The 23,903-nt window shown below is 70.2% G+C and carries 23 protein-coding genes; 14 read left to right on the top strand and 9 right to left on the bottom strand.

The window, feature by feature from the left end; all coding sequences use genetic code 11:
* Positions 1 to 16 precede the first annotated feature (16 nt).
* Positions 17 to 865 carry a helix-turn-helix transcriptional regulator gene (locus J7462_RS08945; RefSeq protein ID WP_219463411.1) on the bottom strand — a complete coding sequence of 283 codons (849 nt, stop codon included), beginning with the start codon at positions 863 to 865 and terminating at the stop codon, positions 17 to 19.
* 145 nt (positions 866 to 1,010) lie between these two features.
* On the opposite strand from J7462_RS08945, the gene J7462_RS08940 reads away from it, so the two are divergent.
* Entirely contained in the window at positions 1,011 to 1,790 is a 780-nt protein-coding gene (locus J7462_RS08940) for an NAD(P)H-dependent oxidoreductase (RefSeq protein WP_219463410.1), read from the top strand.
* Positions 1,791 to 1,841: 51 nt separating this feature from the next.
* Here the strand turns inward: J7462_RS08940 and J7462_RS08935 are convergent, their stop codons facing one another.
* The 3 genes from J7462_RS08935 to J7462_RS08925 are packed head-to-tail and all read right to left on the bottom strand — an operon-like array spanning position 1,842 to position 4,488.
* On the bottom strand, positions 1,842 to 2,501 hold the full coding sequence (locus J7462_RS08935) for a response regulator transcription factor (protein ID WP_219463408.1): 660 nt from the start codon (positions 2,499 to 2,501) through the stop codon (positions 1,842 to 1,844).
* Positions 2,498 to 3,655, bottom strand: coding sequence for a sensor histidine kinase (locus J7462_RS08930; RefSeq protein WP_219463406.1), 1,158 nt, complete (start codon positions 3,653 to 3,655; stop codon positions 2,498 to 2,500). The genes J7462_RS08935 and J7462_RS08930 overlap by 4 nt, the downstream gene beginning before the upstream one ends.
* Positions 3,655 to 4,488 carry a CPBP family intramembrane glutamic endopeptidase gene (locus tag J7462_RS08925; RefSeq protein ID WP_219463405.1) on the bottom strand — a complete coding sequence of 278 codons (834 nt, stop codon included), beginning with the start codon at positions 4,486 to 4,488 and terminating at the stop codon, positions 3,655 to 3,657. Before J7462_RS08925 ends, J7462_RS08930 begins: the two co-directional genes overlap by 1 nt.
* 422 nt (positions 4,489 to 4,910) lie before the next feature.
* Between J7462_RS08925 and J7462_RS08920 the strand changes: the two genes are divergently transcribed.
* The 6 genes from J7462_RS08920 to J7462_RS08895 all read left to right on the top strand — a co-directional run bounded on the left by J7462_RS08920 (position 4,911) and on the right by J7462_RS08895 (position 10,146).
* Complete coding sequence (locus J7462_RS08920) at positions 4,911 to 5,873, top strand: acyl-CoA dehydrogenase family protein (protein WP_219463402.1); 963 nt, start codon at positions 4,911 to 4,913, stop codon at positions 5,871 to 5,873.
* Complete coding sequence (locus J7462_RS08915; protein WP_219463400.1) at positions 5,867 to 6,604, top strand: PIG-L deacetylase family protein; 738 nt, start codon at positions 5,867 to 5,869, stop codon at positions 6,602 to 6,604. The genes J7462_RS08920 and J7462_RS08915 overlap by 7 nt, the downstream gene beginning before the upstream one ends.
* Positions 6,601 to 7,227, top strand: coding sequence for a class I SAM-dependent methyltransferase (locus J7462_RS08910; protein WP_219463398.1), 627 nt, complete (start codon positions 6,601 to 6,603; stop codon positions 7,225 to 7,227). The genes J7462_RS08915 and J7462_RS08910 overlap by 4 nt, the downstream gene beginning before the upstream one ends.
* 5 nt (positions 7,228 to 7,232) lie before the next feature.
* Positions 7,233 to 7,943: a glycosyltransferase family 2 protein gene (locus J7462_RS08905; RefSeq protein ID WP_219463397.1), complete on the top strand. Its 711-nt coding sequence runs from the start codon at positions 7,233 to 7,235 to the stop codon at positions 7,941 to 7,943.
* Positions 7,944 to 8,087: 144 nt separating this feature from the next.
* Positions 8,088 to 8,957, top strand: a complete 870-nt coding sequence (locus J7462_RS08900; RefSeq protein WP_219463395.1) for a DUF6745 domain-containing protein — start codon at positions 8,088 to 8,090, stop codon at positions 8,955 to 8,957.
* Positions 8,958 to 9,201: 244 nt separating this feature from the next.
* On the top strand, positions 9,202 to 10,146 hold the full coding sequence (locus tag J7462_RS08895; RefSeq protein ID WP_219463393.1) for an aldo/keto reductase: 945 nt from the start codon (positions 9,202 to 9,204) through the stop codon (positions 10,144 to 10,146).
* A gap of 88 nt (positions 10,147 to 10,234) precedes the next feature.
* Here the strand turns inward: J7462_RS08895 and J7462_RS08890 are convergent, their stop codons facing one another.
* Both J7462_RS08890 and J7462_RS08885 read right to left on the bottom strand, forming a co-directional pair.
* A complete protein-coding gene (locus J7462_RS08890; RefSeq protein WP_219463392.1) occupies positions 10,235 to 10,600 on the bottom strand; it encodes a darcynin family protein in 366 nt (121 codons plus the stop codon).
* A complete protein-coding gene (locus tag J7462_RS08885; protein ID WP_219463390.1) occupies positions 10,590 to 11,507 on the bottom strand; it encodes an NAD(P)H-binding protein in 918 nt (305 codons plus the stop codon). The genes J7462_RS08890 and J7462_RS08885 overlap by 11 nt, the downstream gene beginning before the upstream one ends.
* 109 nt (positions 11,508 to 11,616) lie before the next feature.
* Here J7462_RS08885 and J7462_RS08880 point away from each other — a divergent pair, with 109 nt between their 5' ends.
* Complete coding sequence (locus J7462_RS08880) at positions 11,617 to 12,555, top strand: LysR family transcriptional regulator (protein ID WP_308290834.1); 939 nt, start codon at positions 11,617 to 11,619, stop codon at positions 12,553 to 12,555.
* An 80-nt stretch (positions 12,556 to 12,635) separates the two neighbouring features.
* Here the strand turns inward: J7462_RS08880 and J7462_RS08875 are convergent, their stop codons facing one another.
* A complete protein-coding gene (locus tag J7462_RS08875) occupies positions 12,636 to 13,892 on the bottom strand; it encodes a prolyl oligopeptidase family serine peptidase (RefSeq protein WP_255597645.1) in 1,257 nt (418 codons plus the stop codon).
* A 428-nt stretch (positions 13,893 to 14,320) separates the two neighbouring features.
* Between J7462_RS08875 and J7462_RS08870 the strand changes: the two genes are divergently transcribed.
* A complete protein-coding gene (locus tag J7462_RS08870) occupies positions 14,321 to 14,614 on the top strand; it encodes a hypothetical protein (protein ID WP_219463386.1) in 294 nt (97 codons plus the stop codon).
* Positions 14,615 to 14,792: 178 nt separating this feature from the next.
* Complete coding sequence (locus J7462_RS08865; protein WP_219463384.1) at positions 14,793 to 14,972, top strand: hypothetical protein; 180 nt, start codon at positions 14,793 to 14,795, stop codon at positions 14,970 to 14,972.
* A 255-nt stretch (positions 14,973 to 15,227) separates the two neighbouring features.
* On the opposite strand, the gene J7462_RS08860 is transcribed toward J7462_RS08865, so the two are convergent.
* On the bottom strand, positions 15,228 to 15,737 hold the full coding sequence (locus J7462_RS08860) for a hypothetical protein (RefSeq protein WP_308290833.1): 510 nt from the start codon (positions 15,735 to 15,737) through the stop codon (positions 15,228 to 15,230).
* Positions 15,738 to 16,408: 671 nt separating this feature from the next.
* Between J7462_RS08860 and J7462_RS08855 the strand changes: the two genes are divergently transcribed.
* The 3 genes from J7462_RS08855 (at position 16,409) to J7462_RS08845 (ending at position 21,563) form a co-directional block, all read left to right on the top strand.
* The gene (locus J7462_RS08855) at positions 16,409 to 19,144 is read left to right on the top strand and encodes an ATP-binding protein (RefSeq protein WP_219463382.1); all 2,736 of its coding nucleotides are present in this window, start codon (positions 16,409 to 16,411) and stop codon (positions 19,142 to 19,144) included.
* 110 nt (positions 19,145 to 19,254) lie between these two features.
* Positions 19,255 to 19,728 carry a hypothetical protein gene (locus tag J7462_RS08850; RefSeq protein ID WP_219463380.1) on the top strand — a complete coding sequence of 158 codons (474 nt, stop codon included), beginning with the start codon at positions 19,255 to 19,257 and terminating at the stop codon, positions 19,726 to 19,728.
* Between the two features lie 341 nt (positions 19,729 to 20,069).
* Positions 20,070 to 21,563: an alpha/beta fold hydrolase gene (locus tag J7462_RS08845; RefSeq protein WP_219463378.1), complete on the top strand. Its 1,494-nt coding sequence runs from the start codon at positions 20,070 to 20,072 to the stop codon at positions 21,561 to 21,563.
* A 90-nt stretch (positions 21,564 to 21,653) separates the two neighbouring features.
* On the opposite strand, the gene J7462_RS08840 is transcribed toward J7462_RS08845, so the two are convergent.
* Positions 21,654 to 22,313 (bottom strand): Type 1 glutamine amidotransferase-like domain-containing protein, encoded by a 660-nt coding sequence (locus J7462_RS08840; protein ID WP_219470147.1) that lies wholly within the window; start codon positions 22,311 to 22,313, stop codon positions 21,654 to 21,656.
* Positions 22,314 to 22,619: 306 nt separating this feature from the next.
* On the opposite strand from J7462_RS08840, the gene J7462_RS08835 reads away from it, so the two are divergent.
* Positions 22,620 to 23,819, top strand: a complete 1,200-nt coding sequence (locus J7462_RS08835; RefSeq protein WP_219463376.1) for a pectate lyase — start codon at positions 22,620 to 22,622, stop codon at positions 23,817 to 23,819.
* Positions 23,820 to 23,903: the final 84 nt, after the last annotated feature.

Raw genomic sequence — 23,903 nt, 5'->3', positions numbered from 1 at the left:
CAGATGGGCGCACGGCTCATGACGAGTTGGTGACCCGCAGTCCTTTCCCCGGGGTGTTCCCGCCGTCGTTGAGTGAGGCCAGCAGGCGCAGCCCGTCTTCGGCGGGGCTTTCCGGTGGCGCCGACAGGACTATCAGTTCGATGCCCGATTCATCCGGCAGGGCGAAGTTCTCCTGATGCAGTTCGAGCAGTCCGACCAGGGGATGCCGGTAGGCCTTGCGTCCGTGCGTGCGGGCGCGTACGTCGGCACGGGCCCAGAGACGGCGGAAGCGCTCGCTGCCCACCGACAGTTCGCCGATGAGCGAGGCCAGGCGGGGATCATCGGGGTATCTGCCGGCGGCCAGGCGAAGGTGCCCGACCACGTCGAGCGTGCATTTCTCCCATTCTGCATAGAGGCCACGTTCGGCCTCTTCGAGGAAGATGTGCCGGGCGGTGTTCAGGCCCGTCGTGTTTCGGCCGTAGAGAAGTCCGGCGAGGCGATTGCCGGCGACCACGTCCATCCGGTGGTCCATGATCAGGGCCGGGGCGTCGATGATCAGGTCGAGTACCCGTAGCAGGTCCGCCCGGGGGCGACTGCTGGGTGACCTGGTGCGACGGCGGCGTTGCCGGGCCAGCCGGTGCAGGTGACCGCGTTCGGTCTCGTCGAGTCCGAGGACGCGGGCGAGCGCGTCGAGGACCTGTTCCGAGGGTTGGGTGGCGCGGCCCTGCTCCAGGCGTACGTAGTAGTCGACGCTGACCCCGGACAGATGAGCGACCTCTTCGCGACGCAAACCCTCGACGCGACGCCGGCTGTCGGTCGGGATGCCGGCGACGGACGGGTCGACCCGGGAGCGCCGGATACGCAGGAAGCCCGCGAGATCGTCCATGGCCTCCAGTATCGCTCGGGTGACCCGTGTGCGGGTGGTCCTGCCGGTACCAGGAAGTCCGGTCCGACGGAACTCGCGCCCCTGAACGGGGGCGGTCCCGGCCGTCGAGTATCGGTGGCGACCCACGTCGTCGAAGGGATCAGCCATGAAGACGCTCATCGTGTACGCCCATCCGGAGCCGCGTTCGCTGAACGGCTCACTGAAGGATGTCGCGGTGTCCACTCTTGAGGCCGCCGGTCACGAGGTGCGGGTGAGTGACCTGTACGCGATGAACTGGAAGGCCGTCGTGGACGCAGCCGACTTCGGCGGGTACGCCACGAGCCCGCTGCGGGTGATACCGAGTTCGGGTGGGGCGTACGACGCCGGCGCACTCACCCCCGATGTGACGGCCGAGCAGGAGAAGCTGCTCTGGGCTGACACGGTGATCTTCCAGTTCCCGTTGTGGTGGTACACGATGCCGGCCATCCTCAAGGGCTGGGTGGACCGGGTGTTCTCTTTCCACTTCGCCTACGGCGTGGGCGTGCACGACGAGACCCGCTACGGCGAGCGTTACGGCGAGGGAATCCTGCTCGGGCGGCGGGCGATCCTCTCGGTGACCGTGGGCGGCCCACAGTCGCACTACACCGATCGCGGGATCAACGGCCCCATCGGGGATCTGCTGTTCCCGATCCACCACGGGATCCTCTACTACCCGGGCATGGAGGTGCTGCCGCCATTCGTGTTGTATGACGCCGTCAGGATGTCCGACGGAGAATTCGAGGACGTGACGAAAAGGTGGAAGCAACGATTGCTGACGCTGGAGACGACGGCGCCCATCGCGTTCCGGCGGCAGAACTCCGGTGACTACGAGATTCCGTCACTACGATTGAAGGAGGGCCTGGAGGCTCCTGGGCGCGGGGGTTTCAACCTGCATGTGCGAGATTGACGGCGGGCCTGCGCCCCCTGTCTCGTCGAGAGGACCAACCTCCCGGGGCGTTCAGGTCACCAGCCCGGTCCGGTACGCGTACACCACCGCCTGCACCCGGTCGCGTAGGTCGAGTTTGGTGAGAATGCGCGACACGTACGTCTTGACGGTCTCCTGACTGATCACCAGCCGGGCCGCTATCTCGCTGTTGGACAGGCCGTCGGCGATCAGGCGCAGCACCTCCAACTCGCGCCGGGTCAGGCCCGTGTCGTCCGGGGTGCCCTCGGCGGGTCGGATGCGTGCGGCGTACCGGCCGACGAGTTGCCGGGTCACCTCGGGTGCCAGCAGTGCGGCCCCGCTGGCGACGGTGCGGATGCCGTGCAGCAGCTGCGCTGGCGGCGCGTCCTTGAGCAGGAAGCCGCTCGCTCCGGCGCGCAGCGCCTCATAGACGTACTCGTCGAGGTTGAACGTCGTCACCACGAGCACCTTGACCGGGTTGGCTGTCCCGCTGCCGGCCAGTAGGCGGGTCGCCGCGATGCCGTCGAGGACCGGCATCCGCACGTCCATCACCACCACGTCCGGGTGCAGCCGGCCGGCGAGGTCGACCGCCTCACGCCCGTTGCCGCACTCGCCCACCACCGCCAGGTCGGGTTGAGCGCCGATGATCGTCGCGAAGCCGGTACGGATCAGCGCCTGGTCGTCGCAGACCAGCACCCGGATCGGCGCGGTCACGACGCGTCACCGGTGGGGATGCGGGCCCGGACGACGAATCCGTCGTCGTCCCGGCGTTGCGCGCTGAACTCGCCGCCGAGCACGGTGACGCGTTCGCGCAGCCCGGTCAGGCCGCGTCCACTCCCACCCGGGCCTGCGGGGTGCGTACCCGGGCCGTCGGTGTCGATCTCCACCGTGATCTCCCTCTTCCCGTGGCGGACGTGCACGGCGGTGCGGCTGCCGTGGGCGTACTTCAGGGCGTTCGTCAGCGCCTCCTGCACGACCCGGTAGGCGGCGGCCTCCGCGCCGCCGACGGTCCCGGCGGGGCTGCCCTCCTGGGTGAACTCCACCGGCTGCCCGGCCTGCCGGGTCTGCTCGACCAGAGCGTGCAACGCGCCGACGGACGGCACCCGCGGGTCGCCGTGGTGGTCGGGGTTGAGCAGGTCGAGCAGGATCCGCAGGTCGGTGATGGCCCGCCGGCCGGTGTCGCTGATGGCGGTGAGGGTGGTGTCGAGACGGTCCGGGGCAGCCGTCAGGTAGCGCGCCGCCTCGGCCTGCACGACCATCGCCGTCACGTGGTGGGTCACGATGTCGTGCAGTTCACCGGCGATGCGGGCGCGTTCGGTGGCGCGGGCGGCCACCGCGGCCACCCGGCGGCGCTCGGCCTCGGCGGCCCGGCTCTGCCGCAGCCAGGCCCCGACCCCCCAGGCGAGGGTCGACGCCAGGTAGAACGTGAGGAAACCACCCACGCCCTCCGTCGACCCCTGCCGGTGCAGGGCGACGGCCAGGGCGACGTACGCGGCGGAGCCCACCACCAGGGTGGTACGCCGACGACGTTGCAGGTGGACGCCGGCGCTCAGCAACGCCACGGCCAGCGCGGTGCCCGCGACCGAGTGGTAGGCGCGTACCTGGTCGATGGCGAAACCGACGGACACCAGGGCGAGGCAGATCCCGGGCCATCGCCGCCGGACGGCCAGCGGGAGGCACTCCAGGGCGATCGCCACCACGGCCAGCGCGTCGAACGGGCGGCCGGGCAGGTCGCCGAGTTGCGTGCTGCGGTCCTGCAACACCGGCAGCGGCGCGCAGGCGAGAGCGATCAGCAGCGCCAGCGGGAGGTCCCGGACCGTGACGGGCCAGCGCCGCCACCGGTCCGCAAGCGTCCGCAGGTCGACCATCAGGAGACGGTAACGTCTGCCGCCGGCGCGTCGACCGGGCGGCGACGCGGCACGATACGACCCCTGCGGTGGGCCAGCCCCAGGAACACCACGGTCAGCACCAGCCCCGCCAGCACCGTGCCGAGGCTGGCCTCCGGGCCGAAGTCGCCGCCGCTGAGCAGCGTCGGGCCCGACATGGTGGCGTCCAGCAGCCCCGTCGACTCGCCGTTTCCGGAGACCACGACGCTGAAGATCCCCGCGGCGGCGAAGTTCCACCCGAAGTGCAGCCCGATCGGCACCCACAGGGTGCGGGTGGCGGCGTAGCAGGCGGCGAGCATGAAACCCGCCTCGATGGTGACGGCGGTCGCGCCCCACAGGTCGGCGTCGGGGTTGGCCAGGTGGATCAGGCCGAACAGCACCCCGGTCACCAGCAGCGACAGCCAGGTACCGAGGCGTTCCTCGACGAGGCGGAACAGCAGGCCCCGGAAGAGCACCTCCTCGGTCACGGCCGCGGCCGCCATGAACCCGAACAACCCCACCGCGCCGGTCACCGAGCCCACACCGTGCACGTGGTAGCCGCCCAGCAGGGCGATGACGACGATGACGGCGGTGAACATGGCGCACCCGGTCAACGTCCCCCGGGCGATCCGGGTGCCGGCGCCAGCCCGGGCCAGTTCCGTGACGTCCCGTCGTTCGGTACGGCGCACCACCCACCCGTACACGAGGAGCGTGGCCACGGCGGTCGCCGTACCGAGGAGCAGGGTGAGCCAGGGGTCGTCCTGCACCGCCGCGACGGCCCGGCTGCCGACGGCACCGGCAGCGACGACAGCCAGGACCTGCTTCAACACACGCATGATGGGGTTCCTCTGCAGGGTGCGCGGCCGGAGTGCCACGGTCACCTGGAACGCTAGGGATTCGCGGGCCGGGAATCGTCACCATGCGGTGGACACCTGCGGGTAGCTCGCACGGGGGACGAGGGTGGTGCCGTACGGGCCCGGGCCGCCGGCGCGCGACGGTCATCTCCCCGATCAGGTCCGGTGTCAGGTCCGCGCGCCGGGCGACGCCGCGGGTGTCACCTGCGGCGGTGTGGGCCAGGCCATGTTTCGCCCCGGGGGAGAGGGGCATCTTGCGGCGGCGACCTACACAGGCCGCACGTCGCCCGAACGGGGAGGTACACGATGACGCTCGGCCGTCCGGAGCCGTTGCCCGTGGTCGACCGCGCATCAGGCCGGGGTGGGCTGCGGTCCGGCCGACCGCCCCGGGCAGTGGGGACCGGATGCTGACCGCCGGCGGCGAGGACCCGGGGACGGCGTTCCGGTCGGCCGTGCACGCCGGGCTTCTCGACCTGCCGTCACCCGGCGGCGGACGCACGCGTGAACGCTTCCTGCGCTTCGTCGAACTCGGCCGCGCCGACCTGACGTTGGCCCGGCTGGGGGAGGGGCACGCCGACGCCCTGGCGATCCTCGCCGAACTCGGCGTGCCGGTCGACCCCGACCGGCGTCGCGAGCCGTGGGGCGTCTGGGCGGCAGCACCGGCTTCGGTCACCGCCACCCGGGACGGCGACCGGTGGCGGCTGACCGGTGACCGGCCGTGGTGCTCCGGGGCGGGTCTACTGTCCCGGGCCCTGGTCACCGCGACCGCCGACGACGGCGTCCGGCTGTTCGTGATCGAGGTCGACGCCGCCGGGGTCACCCCGGTGGCCGACACGTGGCCCGCCGTCGGCATGGCCGCCAGCGACAGCCGTACCGTCAGCTTCGACGGCGTGACCGCCCTGCCCGTCGGCGGGCCCGGCAGCTACACCGCGCGGCCGGGTTTCTGGCACGGCGGGCTGGGGGTCGCGGCGTGCTGGTACGGCGGTGCGGTCGGGGTCGCCGACACCCTGCACGACGCGGCGCGGCACCGCCGCCTCAGCCCGCACGCCATGGCGCACCTCGGGGCGGTCGACGCGGCCCTGACCGCCGCCCGAGCGGTCCTGCTCGCCGCCGCCGACGAGGTCGACGCGAAGCCCACCGGGGACGCGGACCGGTTGGCGCACCAGGTGCGCGCCACCGTCGAGGCGACCGCCACCACCGTCGTCGACCGGGTCGGCCGGGCGCTGGGGGCGGGCCCGCTGTGCCAGGACGCCCACCACGCCCGACGGGTCGCCGACCTGACGGTGTACCTGCGGCAGAGCCACGCGGAGGCGGACCTGGCCCACCTCGGTGAACTGGTGGCGGCGGTCGGGGACCCCGGATGGTGAGGCCGATCGTCGACGCGGGCACCGACGAGGGCACCTGGCATGCCTGGCCGGCACCTGCCGGATGGCCCGTACTGGCGTTGGCCGACCGGTCGCCGACGGTGCCGCCGCTGGTCGTCGCCCCCCATCCCGACGACGAGGTGCTCGGTGTGGGTGGCCTGGTCGCGATGCTCGCCGGCGGTGTCGAGATCGCGGTCGTCACCGACGGCGAGGCCTCACATCCGGAATCCACGGTGCACTCGCGGGCGGCGCTGGCCGCGATCCGGCGGGCCGAGACGGTCACGGCCTGCGGGCTGCTCGGGGTCGCCCCCGCCGTCATCGAGCATCTCGGGCATCCCGACGGCGGTGTCGACGAAGCGGCGCTCACCGACGCGTTGACCACCCGGCTGGTGCCGGGCCGATGGTGTGTCACGACGTGGCGCGGCGACGGACACCCCGACCACGAGGCGGTCGGGCGGGCGGCTGCGGTCGCCTGCCGGCGTACGGGTGCGACGCTGCTGGAGTTCCCGGTGTGGATGTGGCACTGGGCCGGGCCGGACCATCCCGACGTGCCGTGGCACCGGGCACGCCGGCTCGACCTGACCGACGCGGCCAGATCAGCCAAGCGGGAAGCGGTCGACGCCTTCCGGAGCCAGGTGCTGCCGCTCGGGCCGGCACCCGCCGACGCCGCGATCCTGCCCCCGCACGTTCTCGCCCGCTTCGCGCGGCCCTACGAAACGGTGTTCGTGCCATGACCCCACCCGGCACCCCGGCCGAATACTTCGACGGCATGTACGCCGGGGCGGAGGACCCGTGGGGTTTCGCCACCCGCTGGTACGACCAGCGTAAGCACGACGTGACGGTGGCCTGTCTGCCGCGTCGGCGTTACCGGTCGGCATTCGAACCGGGGTGTTCGACAGGCATGCTCACCCGCCGCCTCGCCCAGCGGTGCGACCGGCTGCTGGCGGTCGACATCGCCGCCGCGCCGGTGGCGAGCGCCCAGGAGCGGCTGGCGGACCAGCCGCACGTACGGGTGGAGCGGATGCGCGTTCCCGACGAGTGGCCGGCCGTGCCGGACGACCGTTTCGACCTGGTCGTGCTCTCCGAGTTGGGTTACTACTTCGACGACGCCGGGTTGGATCGGCTGCTGGCCCGGACGGTGGACTCGCTCGCCCCCGGCGGCACGCTCGTGGCGGTGCACTGGCGGCCGGCGGTGGCCGAGCACGCCCGTGGTGGCGACGACGTGCACCGGCTGCTCGGCGGCGTGGCCGGTCTGGCGCGGACGGCCCGGCACGAGGAGGCCGACTTCCTCCTCGACGTGTTCCTCCGGGTGCCGCCGCCGGCCCGGTCCGTCGCACAGACCGACGGTCTGTGGTGAACCGGATGGCGGTCGTGGTGCCCGCCCACGACGAGCAGGTGTCGTTGCCCGGCTGTCTGACCTCCGTCCTCGACTCGCTGCGTCACCTGCCGGTGCGCTCGGAGGTGATCGTGGTGGCCGACGACTGCCGGGACGCCACGGCCGCCGTCGCCGAACGTCTCGGCGTCGTCGTGTTGATGGTGCGGGCCCGTAACGTCGGCCGGGCCCGCGCCGCCGGCATGGCGTACGCGCTGCGCAACGGTCCGCAGGGGTTGTGGCTCGCCACCACCGACGCGGACAGCCGGGTGCCCCGACGGTGGGGCGGCTGGCAGTTGGGTCACGCCCGCGCCGGCACCGACCTGCTGGTCGGGACGGTACGGGTCACCGACTGGGCGCCCCGCGCCACCCAGGTCCGTGACCGTTACGAGGACCGGTACCGGCAGGGGTTGACCGGCACCGGCCACCGGCACGTCCACGGTGCGAACCTGGGCTGCGCCGCCACCGCGTACGAGCGGCTGGGCGGCTTCGCCGACCTGCGCCACGGTGAGGACCACGACCTCGTCGAACGCGGTCGGCGGCAGGCCATGCGGGTCGTCACCGACGCCGGCTGTGCGGTACGGACCAGTGCCCGCCGTCACGGTCGGGCCCCGCACGGCTTCGCCGGCTACCTCGACGCCCTCGAAACCGACCTGCGGCCGCCGACGGTGGAGCCTGAGCGGACGCCGTGCGGCGGGTGAACCGGGGAGGGGGCGAAGCCTTTGCGCCGGCGGCGCGTGGCGGGTGAACCGGGGAGGTGGCGAAATGCCTTTGCGCCGGCGGCGCGCGGCGGGCGATAGTCGTCGCATGATCTCGTACCGGAAGGGCGGCGACGCCCTGGCGCGGTGAGCGCCCCCGCGCGGCGCGACGCCGCCGCGAAGACCCCGCAGGCCGCTGTCCACAGCGACCCGCACGACCTGTGGCAGCAAGCGACCCGGATCCGCCAGGAATGGCTCGATCACGCCCTGTCCACGCAGCCGGCTGACCGGGCGACCGCCGAGCGGTCCCTGACCGCCCTCTACGCCCGGACAGCACGGCCGCGACCTCGGTTCGTCTGGGTCGAATCGCCGGCCGCGGCACGCCCCCTGGTCACCGGCTGGCCCACCCTCGACCAGCTCTACGAACAGGTCCGAGACCCCCGGCCCCGCCGGACACCACCGCTGGCCAGCGACCTCGCCATGATCGCCTCCCGGCTGCGCGGCGCACTGGGCGCGGGCGTCACCCACCCCGACCCGGAACTGTCCCCCGGGCGCACGGGCAGGACCAGGCAGCCCTGGCCCGAACTGGCACCGTCGCGTGCGCTCGACAGCGGTGTCCCCTTGGCGGTCGTGTTGCACCAGGGCATCCGTACGGCGTTGCACCGCAGCCTCGCGCACGGGTTCTACCTGCCCGTGCGCGCGGCGCTCGCCGGCGGCGCTGCGGTTCCGGTGTGCTGGTACGGGCAGCAGGACGCGTCCTGGATCGCCTACTACGACGTGCTGCGTCGTCTCGGCCTGGCCGGCTACGGCCCGGACGAGACCGAACACGTCGACGCCTGGGCCGACCTGGCCCGCTCCTGCGGCTGGTGGTGGCCCGGCGAGGACGTCTGCGTCGTGGTGGACCGCCCCCGGGAGGTACGCACCGAGCCGGTCGTCGCCACGGTGCACGACCAGATCCGGTTGCTGCCTCGCGGTGTGTGCTACCGCGACGGCTGGCAACCACTCCTGAGCAGGTGAGGTGAGCCGACCGCCGGCCGGGACAGGCAGTCCACGGTCCCGGCCGGGCCGGTCCGACGCCCTGCTGCTCATGATCTCCGCTGCCGGTCGGAAGCGGACCGGCCGGCGGGTTCGACGGATGAGACCCACGGCGGTCCGTGTGGCGGGAACACCGGGACGGGGCAGCTGCCGACCGGCCTCCCCGGCAGGCAGGCGGGGCGAAGGGCTTGACCTGGAGCGCGCTCCAGGTGGCAGGGTCGACACCATGGCAGGCGACAGGACAGCGGCCCGGCTGGTGCTGGGGACGATGAACTACGGCACGACGGTGGACCAGGATCGCGCCTTCGCGCTGCTGGACAGGTTCGTGGAGGCGGGCGGGGAGTGGCTCGACACCGCCAACTGCTACGCGTTCTGGTCCGATCCGACAGGTCTCGGCGGGGCCAGTGAGCGGGTGATCGGGGCGTGGTTGCGGGCCCGGCCGGGCGGGCGGGCCCGGGTGCGGATCGCGACGAAGGTCCGGTACGACCCGCTGGTGGCGCACCGCTGGCCCGAGTCCGCCGAGGGACTGTCGGCCGGGGCGGTCGCGGCGGGCGTCGCCGGTAGCCTGTCGCGGTTGGGCGTCGACACGGTCGACCTGCTGTGGGCACACGGCGAGGACCGCACCGTGCCGCTCGCCGAGACCGTCGCTGCCTTCGGCGCGCTCGTCAGCAGGGGGACCGTGCACCGGGTCGGGGCGGCGAACCACGCGTCGTGGCGCGTCGAGCAGGCCCGTGCCCTGTCCCGCAACCAGGGGGTGGCCCCGTGGTCGGCGCTGCAACTGCGGCACTCGCTGGCACAACCCCGACCCGGGGCGGCGTTGCCCGACCAGGGTCACAAACTCCTCGCCGCCGACGACCTCGACTACGCGCACACCGAGGGCCTGGACGTGTGGGCCTACACCCCGTTGATCAACGGCGGCTACGTACGCCCCGACAAACCTCTCCCCGAGGCGTACGACCACCCGGGGACGAGCCGGGTCCTCGGTGTGCTCGACGAGATCACCGTCGAGACGGGGGCGACGCGCAACCAGGTGGTGCTCGCCTGGCTGCTGCGGCAGGGCATCCGGCCCATCGTCGGCGTGAGCAGCCTCGCGCAGCTCGACGAGGCTGTCGACGCGGTGGACGTGCCGCTGGACGACGGCCAGCTGGCCCGGCTGGCCGCCGCCCGCTGAACAGCAACGGGAGGTATCGGGTGGATCGTCGTCCGCCGAGCCGGTGCCGCCGTCGGGCGACGGCGGCACCGGCCGTTGCGGCGGCGCGTCAGGTGCTGACGGTGGCCAGCGGCTTCAGGCCGTAGGTGTGGGCGTAGCCGTTCTCGGTGCCCACGAGCAGGTCGACGACCTCGAAGTAGCGGTCCCAGAAGGGGGTCTCGCGCAAGGCGTCGATCAGCAGCCGGTAGGCGTCGTGGTCGTCCGCCTCCCAGACCCAGATGTCGGTGACCCGCGCCGAGTAGAACTCCGTGTCGTAGAAGCGCGAGCGGACACCACGGGTGCGGGCCTCGATGACGGGCAGGACGTGGGTGGTGAAGGCCTCGACGCGTTCGGCCACGGTCATCGCGAGCCACTCGGGAGTGGTTTTGACGAGCATGAAAGCGGTGACGGGCGGCCCGGTTCGGTCAGCGGGCATCGGCGGCCTCCTGGGCGGTGCGGACGGCGGGCCGGAGCGTCCGGGCGCACCACTGCGCGAACGCGGTGGCCGGCCCCGCCTGCGGTGAGCGGGCGACGCCCGAGTCCAGGCCCGCGTCCTTGGCGCGTTTCATGTCGACCATGGCCTCGACGAACGCCTCGTTGAGGCCGTAACCGAGCATGGTGGAGCGCAGGTCGTCGAGCGACTGACGCCGGTAGCGGACCGGACGGCCCAGTTCCCCGGTCATGATGCGGGCCAGGTCGTCGGGCGAGAGGTCCTGCGGGCCGAGCACCGGGACGTCGCCCACACCGGTCCAGGAGCGGTCCAGCAGCAGCCCGGCCGCGACGGCGGCGATGTCGGCGACGGCCACCATGGGGGCGCGACGGTCCGGGGCGACGGTGTCGGTGAAGACGCCGTCGTCGCGGATCGCGTCGACCTCCTCCAGCAGGTTCTCGAAGAAGGACGGGCAGGCCAGGGCGCGGTAGGCGACGCCGGAGCCGGCGATCAGGTCGTCCATGGCCAGGGAGGCGGTGACCAGCCCGGCCCGGGCGGCCTGCGGGGTGCCACGGCCGAGCGCCGAGACGCCGACGACGTGCCCGACGCCGTGCTCGGCGAAAGCCCGCGCGGCCGGGCGGGTGAAGCCGCTGTAGGCGTCGTCGGGCGGGACGGAAGCGTCCGGGGGCACCAGCCAGAACACGGCGTCCGCCCCGGCGAAGGCACGCTCGACGGTCGCGGCGTCGCCGTGCGAGCCGACGACCACCTCGACCCGGCCACGGACGCCCTCGGGTAGCCGGGCCGGATCCCGGACGACGACCCGCAACTCCTCACGGCCGGCGGGCGCGGCCTCGATCAGCAGCGACAGCAGGTGCCGCCCGATGTTCCCGGTGGGACCGGTAATGACGATCATGAAACCTCGATTGTCGGATCGGCAGGACTCAGCCATAGTGCGGACCGGCACCGCATTGCCACAATGGGAACTTCAGCATCCAATCATTGCCCGAAGTGGAACAATTGCAGTGAGCAGCCCCGCCCCGAACCTCGATGCCAACCTCGCCGTCGCCCTCGACGCCCTGCTGACCGAGCAGAGCGTCACCCGCGCCGCCGCGCGGCTACAGACCTCCCCTGCGGCGATGAGCCGTAGCCTGGCCCGGTTGCGCCGGGTGCTCCGGGATCCACTCCTGGTCCGGGCCGGCCAGCGGATGGTGCCCACACCGCGCGCCGAGGCGTTGCGCGACGAGGCCGCCGCGGTGGTACGCCAGCTGGAGGCGTTGCTCGCCCCGAGCGGCGGAATCGATCCTGCGGCACTGCGGCGCACCTTCACCGTCCAGTCCGCAGACCTGGTCGGTGCCGCAGTCGCGCCCGGGCTGCTCCGGTTCGCCCGACAGCGGGCACCTGGCGTTTCGCTGCGGGTGCTGGCCGAGGAGTGGGAGGCGGGCCCCGCGCTGCGGGACGGACGGATCGACCTGGAAATCGGGGCCATCGACCATGTCGACCCGGAGACCCACGTCGAAGAACTCGTCACCCTGCGGATGGCGGCCGGAGTCAGGGCCGGGCACCCACTCACCGAGGGAACTCTGACGGCCGCCCGGCTCGCAAAGGCCGAGCACGTGGCGGTCAGCCGTCGCGGACGCTTCAGCGGACCGCTGGACACGGCCCTGGCCGAGCAGGGGCTCAGCCGGCGGGTCAGCGCCGTCCTGCCCGGACACCTGGCCGCGATGATGCTGGCCGCAGCCGAGGACGTGGTCTGCCTGGTGCCGACCGCGCTGCCGGGTGAACCTCCGTCACGGCTCAGCGACGCGGCACACACGCTGGGGCTGCGCCTGTTGGACATTCCGCTGCCGCTGCCACCGCTGACGATCGGCATGGCCTGGCACCCACGGCACAGCGTCGACGGTGCCCACCGGTGGCTGCGTGCCGCCGTGCGTCACGTGCTCCGTCCCGCCCGAGCGGAATAGGACCTGCGCGTCCCCGGCCGCGCACACGTGCCCGTCGGGGCGGGCCGCGCCGCTGGGGGAGCACTCGCGGATGCGGCCGATCACCGGCGGCGACGGGACATCCACTGCCAGAGGTGGGTGCCGTCGACGCTCGGGTCGTTGCGGGCCACGTAGATCCAGGAGAAGTGGCCGGGGAACTGGTAGCCGTTCCAGACGACGCGGTCGTACAGGGTGATCAGCGATCCCGGGATGAGGTCGTGGGCGTGGACCGTGTTGGTCACGGGCGGCACGGTGTCGTCGTCGCGCGAGGTGACCAGCCAGGTCGGGGTGTCGATCGCCGCCAGCTCCGCGTCGGTGACCAGCGGCGGGCCCGCCGCGCCGAGCGGCTCGACGACGCCGCAGACCGGCACCGACGCGGCGAACAGGTCGGGGTAGGCGACCGTCATCTTCAGGGCCATGTAGCCGCCGTTGCTGCAACCCGCCACGTAGATCCGGTCGGGGTCGACGCGCCTGCGGCGGACGAGGTCGTCGACGATCTCGCGGATCAGCGGGGCGAACCGGGGGCCGTCCTCCATCCAGTAGGAGGTGCTCTGCGGAGCGACCACGTACGCGTCGGAGAAGATCCGTTGCGCCTGCGGGGTGGCGAAGCCCAACGCCCCCCGGTTGGCACGCAGCGTGGTCTCGTTGTCGTAGTAGCCGTCGGGCAGGGAGGCGCCCTCGCCGGCCCCGTGCAGCCAGAGGATCAGCGGCAGCCGGCCATGGCGGGGTGGACGCTGCGGGGAGTACAGCCGGTACTTCATGCCCGAGCCCGACACGTGGTGGCTGAAGGCGTCCACCTCGGGGTTCGACAGTCGCCCCTGCACGAAGCTGGTGATGGTGAGCGGTGGGCCGTGACGCCGGACGAGCGGGGTGTTCTGCGTGATGGTGTAGACGAGGTCCAGCCGGACATTACGGGCCCTGCTCAGGATGTAGCCGAGGGTGCCGCCGCCGAGTTGGCCTTCGGCGTGGCTCAGTTCCAGCACGATGTTCCCGTGCCGGTCGAGCCGGGCCGCGGTCACCGTGCGGTCCAGGTCGTACTCGCTGAAGATCAGGTCGCCGGGAGCGATCGGGACGGGGCTGGTGGCCTTGGCGTGCACGGTGAACGTGCCGGGGTGGAGCCCGGCGGGATCGATCGGCCCGAGCCGGGCGGTGTCGAGGGTGACGGAGGTGACCTGTTCGCCGCCGTCGAGCGTCGTCGCGTCGAGGGTGAAGCTCACGCTCGTGGAGCGGTGGCCGTGGGCGTGGGCGGCCCCGGGCAGCGCGAGGCCGATGGCCGTGCCGGCGCCCCCGGCCAGGACGGTGCGGCGAGTGACCGACATGGACATGCGACCCCCGACAACTACGTAGACACCTGTCGATAGAGGGTCAACGTAGCGCCGGGAAGATCGGCTGGCAACCGGTGTGCGGTGGTCCCACCACTCACTCCGCCCGCAACGGCACGTCCGCGAGCACCTGCCAGCGGGCACCGGGCACCCGGCCCGCCTCGAACCGGCCGCCGAGCAGCTGCACCCGTTCCCGCATGCCGACCAGGCCGTAGCCGCCGCCCCCGCCGCAGCACCGCCGCTGCGCCGGCGAAGCCGACGACCCGGGCGAAGGCCACCTCGGACCTGTCCGGACTCCGGATCACGGTCGTCAAGGCCGGCAAGAGCGTCCTGATCGACGTCGCCGGCGACGGGGTGGACCGCTTCCTACAGGCGGGCCAGGGTGGGTCGACTTCACCGGGACCGACCGGACGGACTCCACCGCGATGGCCCTCTACCCGGCGGCGGTGGCGGCGAAGAACCGGGTGGTCATCAAGCCGCCGTTCTGGAACGAGGAGGTCGGCGGCGGGTACTGCGTCGCGGACACCGCCGGTGCGGCGTTGAAGTTGGAGAACTGCCGCGACGGGAAGACGTCGCAGGTCTGGCAGGTCGTCCTGGCAGGTGACTCCGGCCTGTTCGAACTGCACGGGGCCTACGGCGTCATCGGCGTCACGAACGGCCGCATCACGGCCTCCGGAGACGGCGATATCGGACTGCAGGTCCTGCCGTACGCCCCGTGACAGCGCCCGGCCGGTCGGCCTCCTCGTCGACGCCGACCACCCGGACCGCCGCGCCCGACCATCGCGTGTCCGCACCGTCTCCGCCCGCACCACATCGGATCATTCCCGGCACCGGACGACCTGACTGTCCGCGACAACAGTCCGGTGCCGCGCAACGCCTAGCAGAGAGAAGCAGAACATGGGATTTACGGCATACCTCGCGCTGTTCGCCGTGGCCGCGTCAGTAGTCGTCTTCGTCGTGACCCGCAGGCGCCGGAGTCTCGCTGCCGCCTTGGGACTGTCGGCGCTCACCTTCCTGGGCATCGCCGTCGCCTCGATCCTGTGGGTGCAGCTGGCTGTCAGCGGCATGGACGGCTGACCGCGCACCGACTGTCGCGGGCAGGCACGAGCGGAGCGGCAGGGGGATGCCCGTCCGCTCCGCGTGCCTGATCGCCCCACCGGGGCCGCGACGAGTCAGGTCGGGCTACCAGCCCGAACGAGTGCTGCTCCTACCGGACACCGCGCGAACGGTGCTGGTACCTGCCCTGGTCGTCCGGCCGGCCGTTGTCCTGAGGAAGGTCTTCGCCCGACCAGGAGATGACCATGGCCGACACGGTCGGACCCTGTGGAGGGCCTACTCTCCGTCCTCCGGGTAGGGCACCGACCGCTCCCACGCCGCTTCGAACTCGTCACGGCTGATCTCCATCCGCACGTACCGGGGGTCCCGGAGGTCCCGGGGCGGGTTGAGCAGGTCGTCAGCCAGCCGGAACACGCCCTCCGTCGACACCTCCACCTCCCGCCGGCGACGCCCGTCCGGGCCGACCTCCACGAGGAAGACGGCGCCGTCCTCGTCGTCGCGCAGATACACCCGCTCCCGCCCGGCAAGCACCCCGTACCCGGGCAGCGATCGGTGCGCGGCGCGCTGGTCCCACAGGTCCGCCAGGGAAGTCCCCGACAGCGCGTCCAGGTGCAGCTCCTCCTCCACGGAGGGGCCCAGCTCGCGAATGCTCGCCTCGTCGGTGATCACTTCGACCTCGGCGACGTTGTCCACGATGTCCTCGGCAGAGGCGGCCCACACCCACCACCACATGCCACCCATGCCGTAGTCATGGCACACCAGATACCGCTTCTTCCCCGCGTCCACCGGACGATGGTGCCACGGCGCGACGGAGCGTCAGCCGCGGCCAGGTTTCGGGTACTCGACTCTCCGGGTGTGGCCGGGTGAACCGGCATTCGGTGTGCTGGCCGGGCCGGCGGACAACTGTCCGACCGAACGGGCCTGAGGACGTCGAACTCGTGGCCTCCTGGGTCGGTCATCGTCACATGGTCAGGCGTCCCAGGTCGGCGGGGTGATCTTCCACAGCGACCGGTTGAACCGTAGGCGGTATGGCAGTAGCGACTTCGTCGACGCCCGCCTACGGCACGGCGCATCGGCTCGTCGTACGGACGATGCCCTGGTCGAGGCATTCATCGCCGACTGCAAGCGTGAACTCGACGTGTCAGGGGTGTTCGGCTGATTTGGCTCGACGCAACACGAGAGTCCGGTTCCCGACTCGAATCGTGATCCCCTACCGAGCCTTAGTAAGATCGGAAATCCAAATTGGCAGTTGCCCGGTATTCAGGTTCCCGGTCGCGGTCGACTCTCCCACATTCATGGGGGCAGCATCTAAGGAGCATTCTTATGCTGCTGGTGGTCGCGGGCTGGTGGACCAAAGAAGAGCTGCTCCCTGTTTCGGTTGACTGTGATCCGGCGTGGCCTTCAATCCCACGCGATGTTTGAAGGGGCTCCTCCTTATGGTCATCTCGACAGATCAGATGTCCTATGAGCAGTCGCCGTTGTGGCGCCGGACGCTCGGCGAAGTTCCCGGGGATTGCTGGGCAGCGCAGCGGGCGGCTTTGCGAGCCGCGTATCAACAGTTCCGGTCGACGGTTGCGCCGCTCGCCAACGAGATCGTGATTTCTATGCCGATGTTCACCGACCACTCCATTTCTCATATCGACGCGCTTTGGGACACCGCGTCCATCGTCTGCGGCGTCGACTTTCCGATCAATCCAGCCGAAGCTTTTGTGCTCGGCGGTGCCTTTCTCATGCACGATCTTGGGATGGGGCTTTGCGCCTATCCCGGTGGTGCGGACCAGGTCATCGCCGATCCTGCCTATGCGGGGCTCCTGGCTATCGCGACAGAGCGACTGCAGAATCTGGAACCGGCTGCGGACCAGTCGACGATCAATGTTGTCGCACAAAAGCAGGCACTCGTCGAGCTGCTACGGCGGCGTCATGCCGAACGGGCCCAGCAGTTGCTACGAACCCCCTTCGTCGGACCAGATGGGAGTGACAACTATCTCTTGGCCGATCTCAGTCTCCGACTTGACTACGGAAGCATGATCGGCGAAATTGCCGAGAGTCACTGGTGGGATGTTGGTCGACTACGCGACCTGGACCGGGTGCAGGGTTCCCGCCCGGACCACCCGCCAGCCTGGACCGTGGATCCGCTGAAGATCGCTTGCATTCTGCGCCTGGCCGATGCGGCGCACATAGACAGCCGGCGCGCGCCGAGCTACGTGCACGCGTTCCGGCGTCCGAGTGGCGTCGCCGAAGACCACTGGGTGTTCCAGGAGCGACTGACCCGTCCACAGCTGGACGATGATCGTCTCGTGTATACATCGACGCGACGTTTCGCAGGGGCGGAGGCGCCCGCCTGGTGGTTGGCCCACGAGACAATCCAGATGATTGACGGCGAGCTGCGTCGTGTCGATGCGCTCTGCGCTGACCTCAAGCGCCCCCGTTTCCGGGCCCGGTCGGTCGCTGGTGCGGATGCTCCCGACCGGCTCGCGGCCTACCTGCAGACTGACCGGTGGCGCCCCATTGACGCGCGGATCAGGGTCACCGATGTCGATAAGGTGGTGGGCAATCTCGGTGGAGAAAAGCTGTACGGGAAGCGGCCGGATGTGGCTTTGAGGGAGTTGATCGCCAACGCCTCGGATGCGACATTGGCTCGCGCGGCACGGGAAGGCGCGCCGCCCGGCACGGTCACGATCGGACTGACCCTGGAGGGCGGCTCTTGGTGGCTGACGGTGGCCGACCAAGGGATCGGTATGCAGCCAGACACGATGGTTTCGGCCCTGACCGACTTTGGTTTCTCCCGATGGCGGTCTGCCGACATGTTGACGGAATATCCGGAACTGAGTGGATTCCAGCCCACCGGGCGCTTCGGTATCGGCTTCTTCTCTATCTTCATGATCGCCGATAAGGTGATCGTCCGCAGCCTGGCGCTGGATGAAGCGGCGCGAGATACTCATGTGCTGGAATTTGCGAATGGCGTGTCGGTTCGACCGTTGCTTCGTGCAGCCGAGCGTGCCGAATGGCTCCGTCAGCCAGGAACTGTTATACGCGCCTGCCTGAGGGTGGAGCCGCGGTCCGGCAACGGACTGTTCCGCAATGCGAGTCGACGGCTCACACATACCGAGTACCTGCACGCGATGGTGCTGCCCATGTGCGCTCTGGCGCGGGTGCATGTCGATGTGCAGGGGCCAGACGACCCCCTGCCCGTGCGCCTGGTCAACGCAAATGACTGGTTAGCGATCTCAGACTCGGAATTGTTCGAGCGCGTTTACCTTCGACCCGACGATACCTACGGGCGCCGGCTTGGCCTCGAGGAGTATCACCAACGTTTTCTCGAACGGGCCGAGGAACTACGTGACGAGCATGGTCAAGTGATCGGTAGGGCCATGATGACGTCGATGTGGGAGGGAACCTGCGGAGCAGGGGGTTGGGTGAACTGTCATTCAAAGATATACGTGGGTGGTTTGGAATCCGACACCCTTCGCGAGACCATGGGCGTCTTTGTCGGCAGTCCCCTGACCGCAGACCGGCTGCGGTCATTTCCGGACGCCAACCCCGAGCAGCTCACCAGATGGGCGGAGTCGCAGGCCGATCGGGTGGGCCGCAGCCCGCGAATCGGGTCGGAGCAACGCCAGATCATCGGTAACCTGAGCCGGGCATTGGGCGCTGTGGCACCACAACTGCCATGTGCGTTGTCGAGTGGCCGAGCGCTCGATGTGGCGGATCTGCATGGTTGGCTGGAGGCTCGGAATACAATTCTACTGGTAGACAGTAGTTTCTACGTTCACTACCGGTCGGACGGTACTCCGTGGTTCATTTCTTTCGGTGGCGGCGAGCTGCAATTTCCCGAAGACTGTCTCGTCGTCAATTTCTACTCTGAGTGGCTGTATCCGGAGGAAGTGTTGCCGCGGCCCAAGGATGAGCGCTTTGCCGACACGGAACTGCAGGGAGTGAAATGGAATGCTCGGAGTTGGTGGTATGATACAGGCAATTTCGGATCGGTCGGATTGGTGATACGTGTCATCGCGGCGATGTGGGAGCTTGCGCTGCCCGATCTGCTCGACCTGATGGAGCCGATGCACTTGGATGAGGATGGTGACGAGCGGTGTCCGGTGTCGCTTGTCGGCGGCGGCATCGAACGTGTCGAAATGGTACGGCTGCAGCGCCCGTCTGGTGTGGCAGGTCAGGCCAGGGCGGCCGATAAGTGAAGCGATCACCTCGGCTGGTCAGTTCCGGACGGTTGCCGGTGGGGCGTGGTGGCGACCCGCGACGACGGGCTGGTCAGCGCGATGAGCGCTGGTCCCCCGATCCGGACTGTGTGGGGATCCACAAAGACGCCGCAGCTCAGACTGAGTTCCAACTCGAGCGGTACCGCTACATCCTGCAGCAGATCCACGCCGCCAACGAGAATGTTCACCGCTTCCTCGGCATCTACCAGACGCTGGCCACGACGCTGATCGGCGCGGCATTGGCTCTGTTCGTCGGTTACCGCGACTGGAATATTCCAACGGGCACTGTTCGGGCGGGAATTCTTGCTCTCCTGTGGTTGGTGACCGTCGTTGCAGCCTTTACGGTCCTTGTGGTGGTCGTTGGCGTCCTGACCTGGCTCGACTACCGCCACGAAGAGTGTCAACTGTTGTCCGACGTCCTGCAGCCGGACTTCCGGGCGCCACCGACGTTACGCAATTTCTACCGATGGTACGAGACGTACATTATCGTCTTCATTGCGGGGACGGTCGCTGCGATGTGGTGGTCCGCGCTGGAGTTGATCATTCCTGCTGTCCGTCCTTAGCGGATGTCGTGATCGTGCGATGCCTTACACCAAGTCTGGGCCGACCACTACGACCACTGCGCTGACATCACCGGGCGTGCCGCCGAACGCGGTTAGGCCTCAGTGGGCACGGACACTTCAGCTTTTCATCGCCGCAACCGCCCCGCCATACCACGAACTCCTCCTGCGGGCGGCGGCGGTGACGCCGACCTTCCCGAACGCGTCGCCTGCAGCGTCACCACCGCCGCCTGCGCCCAGCGGTGGAACAACCACCCGTGGACGCCTGACCGTGCAGCGCAAGAGTGCTGCCGGAAAAGGCACGTTGCGGTGTGGAGGCGTGCGTCCTAGCGTGTGCGACACAGATGAATAGGCGTCGATGGTTGGAGGCGTGGATGCGGGCGGTGGTCGCTGTCGTTGTCGCCAGCCTCACCATGGCCGTCGCCCCGGCCGGAGCGGCCCTGGCCGGGACGGCCAGCGGGGCGACCCTCGCGTGGCGGGCGTGCCCCGGTGTCGATGACACGCGCCTGCGCTGTGCCACCGTCGAGGTGCCGCTCGACCATGCGCGGCCGGCCGGCCCCAGGATCGACATCATGATCTCCCGGCTGGCCGCGACCGACCCGGCGCTGCGCCGCGGTGTACTGGTCACCACGGGTGGCGGACCGGGTGGTGCCGGTGTGCCCGAGCCGCTGAACCTCGCCGCCGTCGTCGATCCGGCGGTGCTCGCCCGGTACGACATCGTCGGGTTCGACATGCGCTTCGTCGAACGCAGCACCCCGATCACCTGCGGCCAGCCGGAGGAGGAACCGGGCGGCTACTGGGTGCGCACCGCGACGTACCAGTCCCTGGAGGACACCGCCGTCGAGGCCCGTGAGTACGCCCGTGCCTGCGCCCGGCACGCCGGTTGGGCGTTGCCGTTCGCCACGACCGCGCAGGCCGCCCGCGACATGGACGCCATCCGGGCAGTCCTCGGCGAGCGGAAGCTGTCCTTCCTCGGGGGGTCGTACGCGGCGATGCTCGGCGTCGCGTACGGCACGCTCTTCCCGCACCGGGCGGACCGGTTCGTGCTGGACAGCCCGGTCGACCTCGACCTCGCCTGGCGGCCCTACGAGCTGGAACGGCTCCCGGCCTTCGAGGACAACTACGCCGCCTTCACCGGGTATCTCGCCGACAACGACGCGACGTTCGGGCTCGGTGGCACGCCGACCGAGGTCGCGCAAACCCTGAGCGGGGCTTTCGCCGAGGCGGCGCTCGACCCGATCGTGGCCGGGGACCACGCGTGGACCGCCGGCGAACTCGGCTCCCTGACGGTCATCGCGACGTACTTCGAGCAGTTCTGGCCGGTGGTCGCGACCGACCTGGCCGCCATCCTCGCCCACATCCCGCCGCCGATCCCCCTCGACCCGCGGCCGGCCCCCCTGCCCGGGACCCCGGGCGTGCCGGCGGACAACCACACCGCGGTCAACATGGCGTTCCGCTGCGGCGACGACGCGTGGCCCCGTGACCTGGCGACCTACCGCCGCGACCTGAACCGACTCGGCACCCGCCATCCGGTCTTCGGTCCGTCGATCGCCAACGTCAACCCCTGCGCCTTCTGGCCGGTCAGCCGGGACAACACACCGCCGCTGGTCGGCAACCGGGCACCGGCGGCACTCGTCGTCGCCGCACTGCGCGACGCCTCGGTGCCGCCGGCCAACTCGATCGCGACCGCCCGGGCCATCACCGGCTCCCGGCTGGTCACTGTGGACAAGCAGACCCATGTGCCGCTGCTCAGCGGCCAGGCTAACGCCTGCCTGACCGGCACCGTCACCGCCTACCTGGTGCACGGGCAGCTGCCGAGGCACGACACGGCCTGCTGACGGCGCCTTGCCGGGTCGTCGCGGCGTGTTCGGCTGCGGTACGTGGCGGAGCGAGCGGGTGCTCCGCCAGGCGACCGCCGTTGGCCGTAGCTACGAGGGGAACCGCCGCCACTGCCCCTCGGAGACGACCTCGACGACGCCGTCGGTCACCGTGATGGCCGTCTGATCGTCGATGGCGTACGCCGGACCCGCGATCTCGGCCGCCCATCTCTCGGCATCAGCCATGGTGTTGTCGGGCTCAAGACCCAGGTGCGGGAAGATCGAGAAGTCGACGACTCCCAGTGTGCGGTCGTCGGGCGCGGACTGCCACGCGACGAATTCCGCGCCGATCCGGGGGGTCAGCACCATGCTCCCCGCACTCAGCCCCACCCAGACGGTGTCCGGCAGTGACGGCAGGAGGTCCGCCAGCCCGGAGTGCCGCATCCAGTGGCACAGGTATGCCGCATCGCCGCCGGCCACGAGGATGACGTCGGCGTCCCGCACCCAGGGAACCCACCGCTGCCCGCCGATGCTGGGCAACGCCGTCAGCTCCAGGACACCCAGCGACTCCCAGCCCAGGCCGCACATGGGCAGCGGCGTCTGACCGGTGATGAAACGCCAGGCCGAGGCTGGTCCGGACACGGGGTTGCCGTACAGCGCCGTGGGGATGCAGAGGGCACTGGAGGCGGCGATCGGTTTGCCCAGTAGGTCGACCAGCGCCTCGTGGATACTCCCGTTCGTGACCCCTGCGGACGTGAGGAGGAGCCGCACGCGTGCCTCCTGTCCGTAGCGCTCGCGACTGCCCGCCATGATAGTTGCGCACCATCGGTCGGTGTCCGCAGACGGGTCCGTCCGGAGCAATTTGCCGACGCCATTGTCAGTCCTGGGATTTGCAGCGCCCTTGCGGCGATCGGACGCGTCGCTGACCCGGCCCGACGGCCTCGGTGCACCGCACCGGCTTTTTCGCGACAAACCGGACGAGTCAGGTGTGACCCTTGCCTCATCATCGACTGGTCTCTATCTTTGATGGAAAGCGCTTTCCCAAACCAGGTGCTCCCGCTCGAAAGGTGAGATCAGATGAGACGCAAAGTCGCCTCGCGGTGGCTGGCCGGCAGCGCCACCGTGGTCGCAGGCGCCGTCGTCGCGCTGGCGCTACAGATTCCCAGCGCCTCGGCCGCCACGAACCTGAGCCTCGGCGCCGGCGCCGACGGCTCCAGCAAGGCCAGCGGTACCAGCTACGGCAACGTCATCGACGGCAACACCGGCACCTACTGGTCGCCGAGCGGATCGACCGGCACGATCTCGGTCAAGTGGGGCAGCGCCACCACGGTGTCCTCGGCCGTCATCGTGCTGGCCTCGGGCGGCGGCTCGATCAGCGGCTGGCAGCTCAAGAACAACGACACGGGCGCCGTCCTGGCCAGCGGCAGCAGCGCCCCGAGCACCGTCAACTTCTCCTCGACGTCGCTGAAGAAGATCTCCTTCGTCATCACCGGCGCGTCCGGCACCCCGCGGATCGCCGAGTTCGAGACGTACTCCAGCGGCGGGTCGACCCCGACCTCCGGTCCCACCAGCAGTCCGACGTCCGGCCCGACCAGCAATCCGGGCACGCCGACCGGAGCGTGGCCGTCGTCGGCCGGCTCGGTCAGCATCTCCGGCACGGTCAACGTCTCCGGCACGTTCGACGGCGGGATGAAGACCTACTGCTGCATCGGTGACGGTGGGCAGGGCGAGTCGCAGGACCCGATGTTCAAGATCGCCAACGGTGGCACGCTGCAGAACGTCATCCTCGGTTCGCCGGCCGGCGACGGCGTGCACTGCGAAGGCACCTGCACCCTGCGCAACGTGTGGTGGAACGACATCGGTGAGGACGCCGCCACCTTCAAGCAGACCAACGGCGGCACCTCGTACATCATCGGTGGCGGTGCGCGCAGCGGCAGCGACAAGACCTTCCAGCACAACGGCAACGGCACGGTCAACATCTCCGGCTTCTACCTGAAGGGGTCCGGCAAGCTGTACCGCGGCTGCGGCAACTGCACCACCTCGTACACCCGCCACGTGCGTATCGACAACGTCCTGGTCGACGACATCGACATGCTCGCCGGCATCAACAGCAACTGGAACGACACCGCCACGATCACCCGCGTGGTCGTGATCGGCTCGGCCACCATCTGCGGCAAGTACAAGGGTGTGCCCAAGGGCAGCGAACCCAGCTACCTCGGTGAGGGCTGGAACGACGCCAACTGCAAGGTCAACAGGAGTGACGTCACCTTCCGGTAGTCACCCCGGACGAGGTCCTGCGCAGCGGGGCATCCGCGCCAGACGGGTGCTCCGCTGCGCTGCGGCCGGGCGGACGGACGGACG

Source organism: Micromonospora sp. RL09-050-HVF-A (genome assembly GCF_019374995.1).
Taxonomy (GTDB): Bacteria; Actinomycetota; Actinomycetes; order Mycobacteriales; family Micromonosporaceae; genus Micromonospora; species Micromonospora antibiotica.
This window is presented reverse-complemented; position numbering and strand designations above follow the sequence as displayed.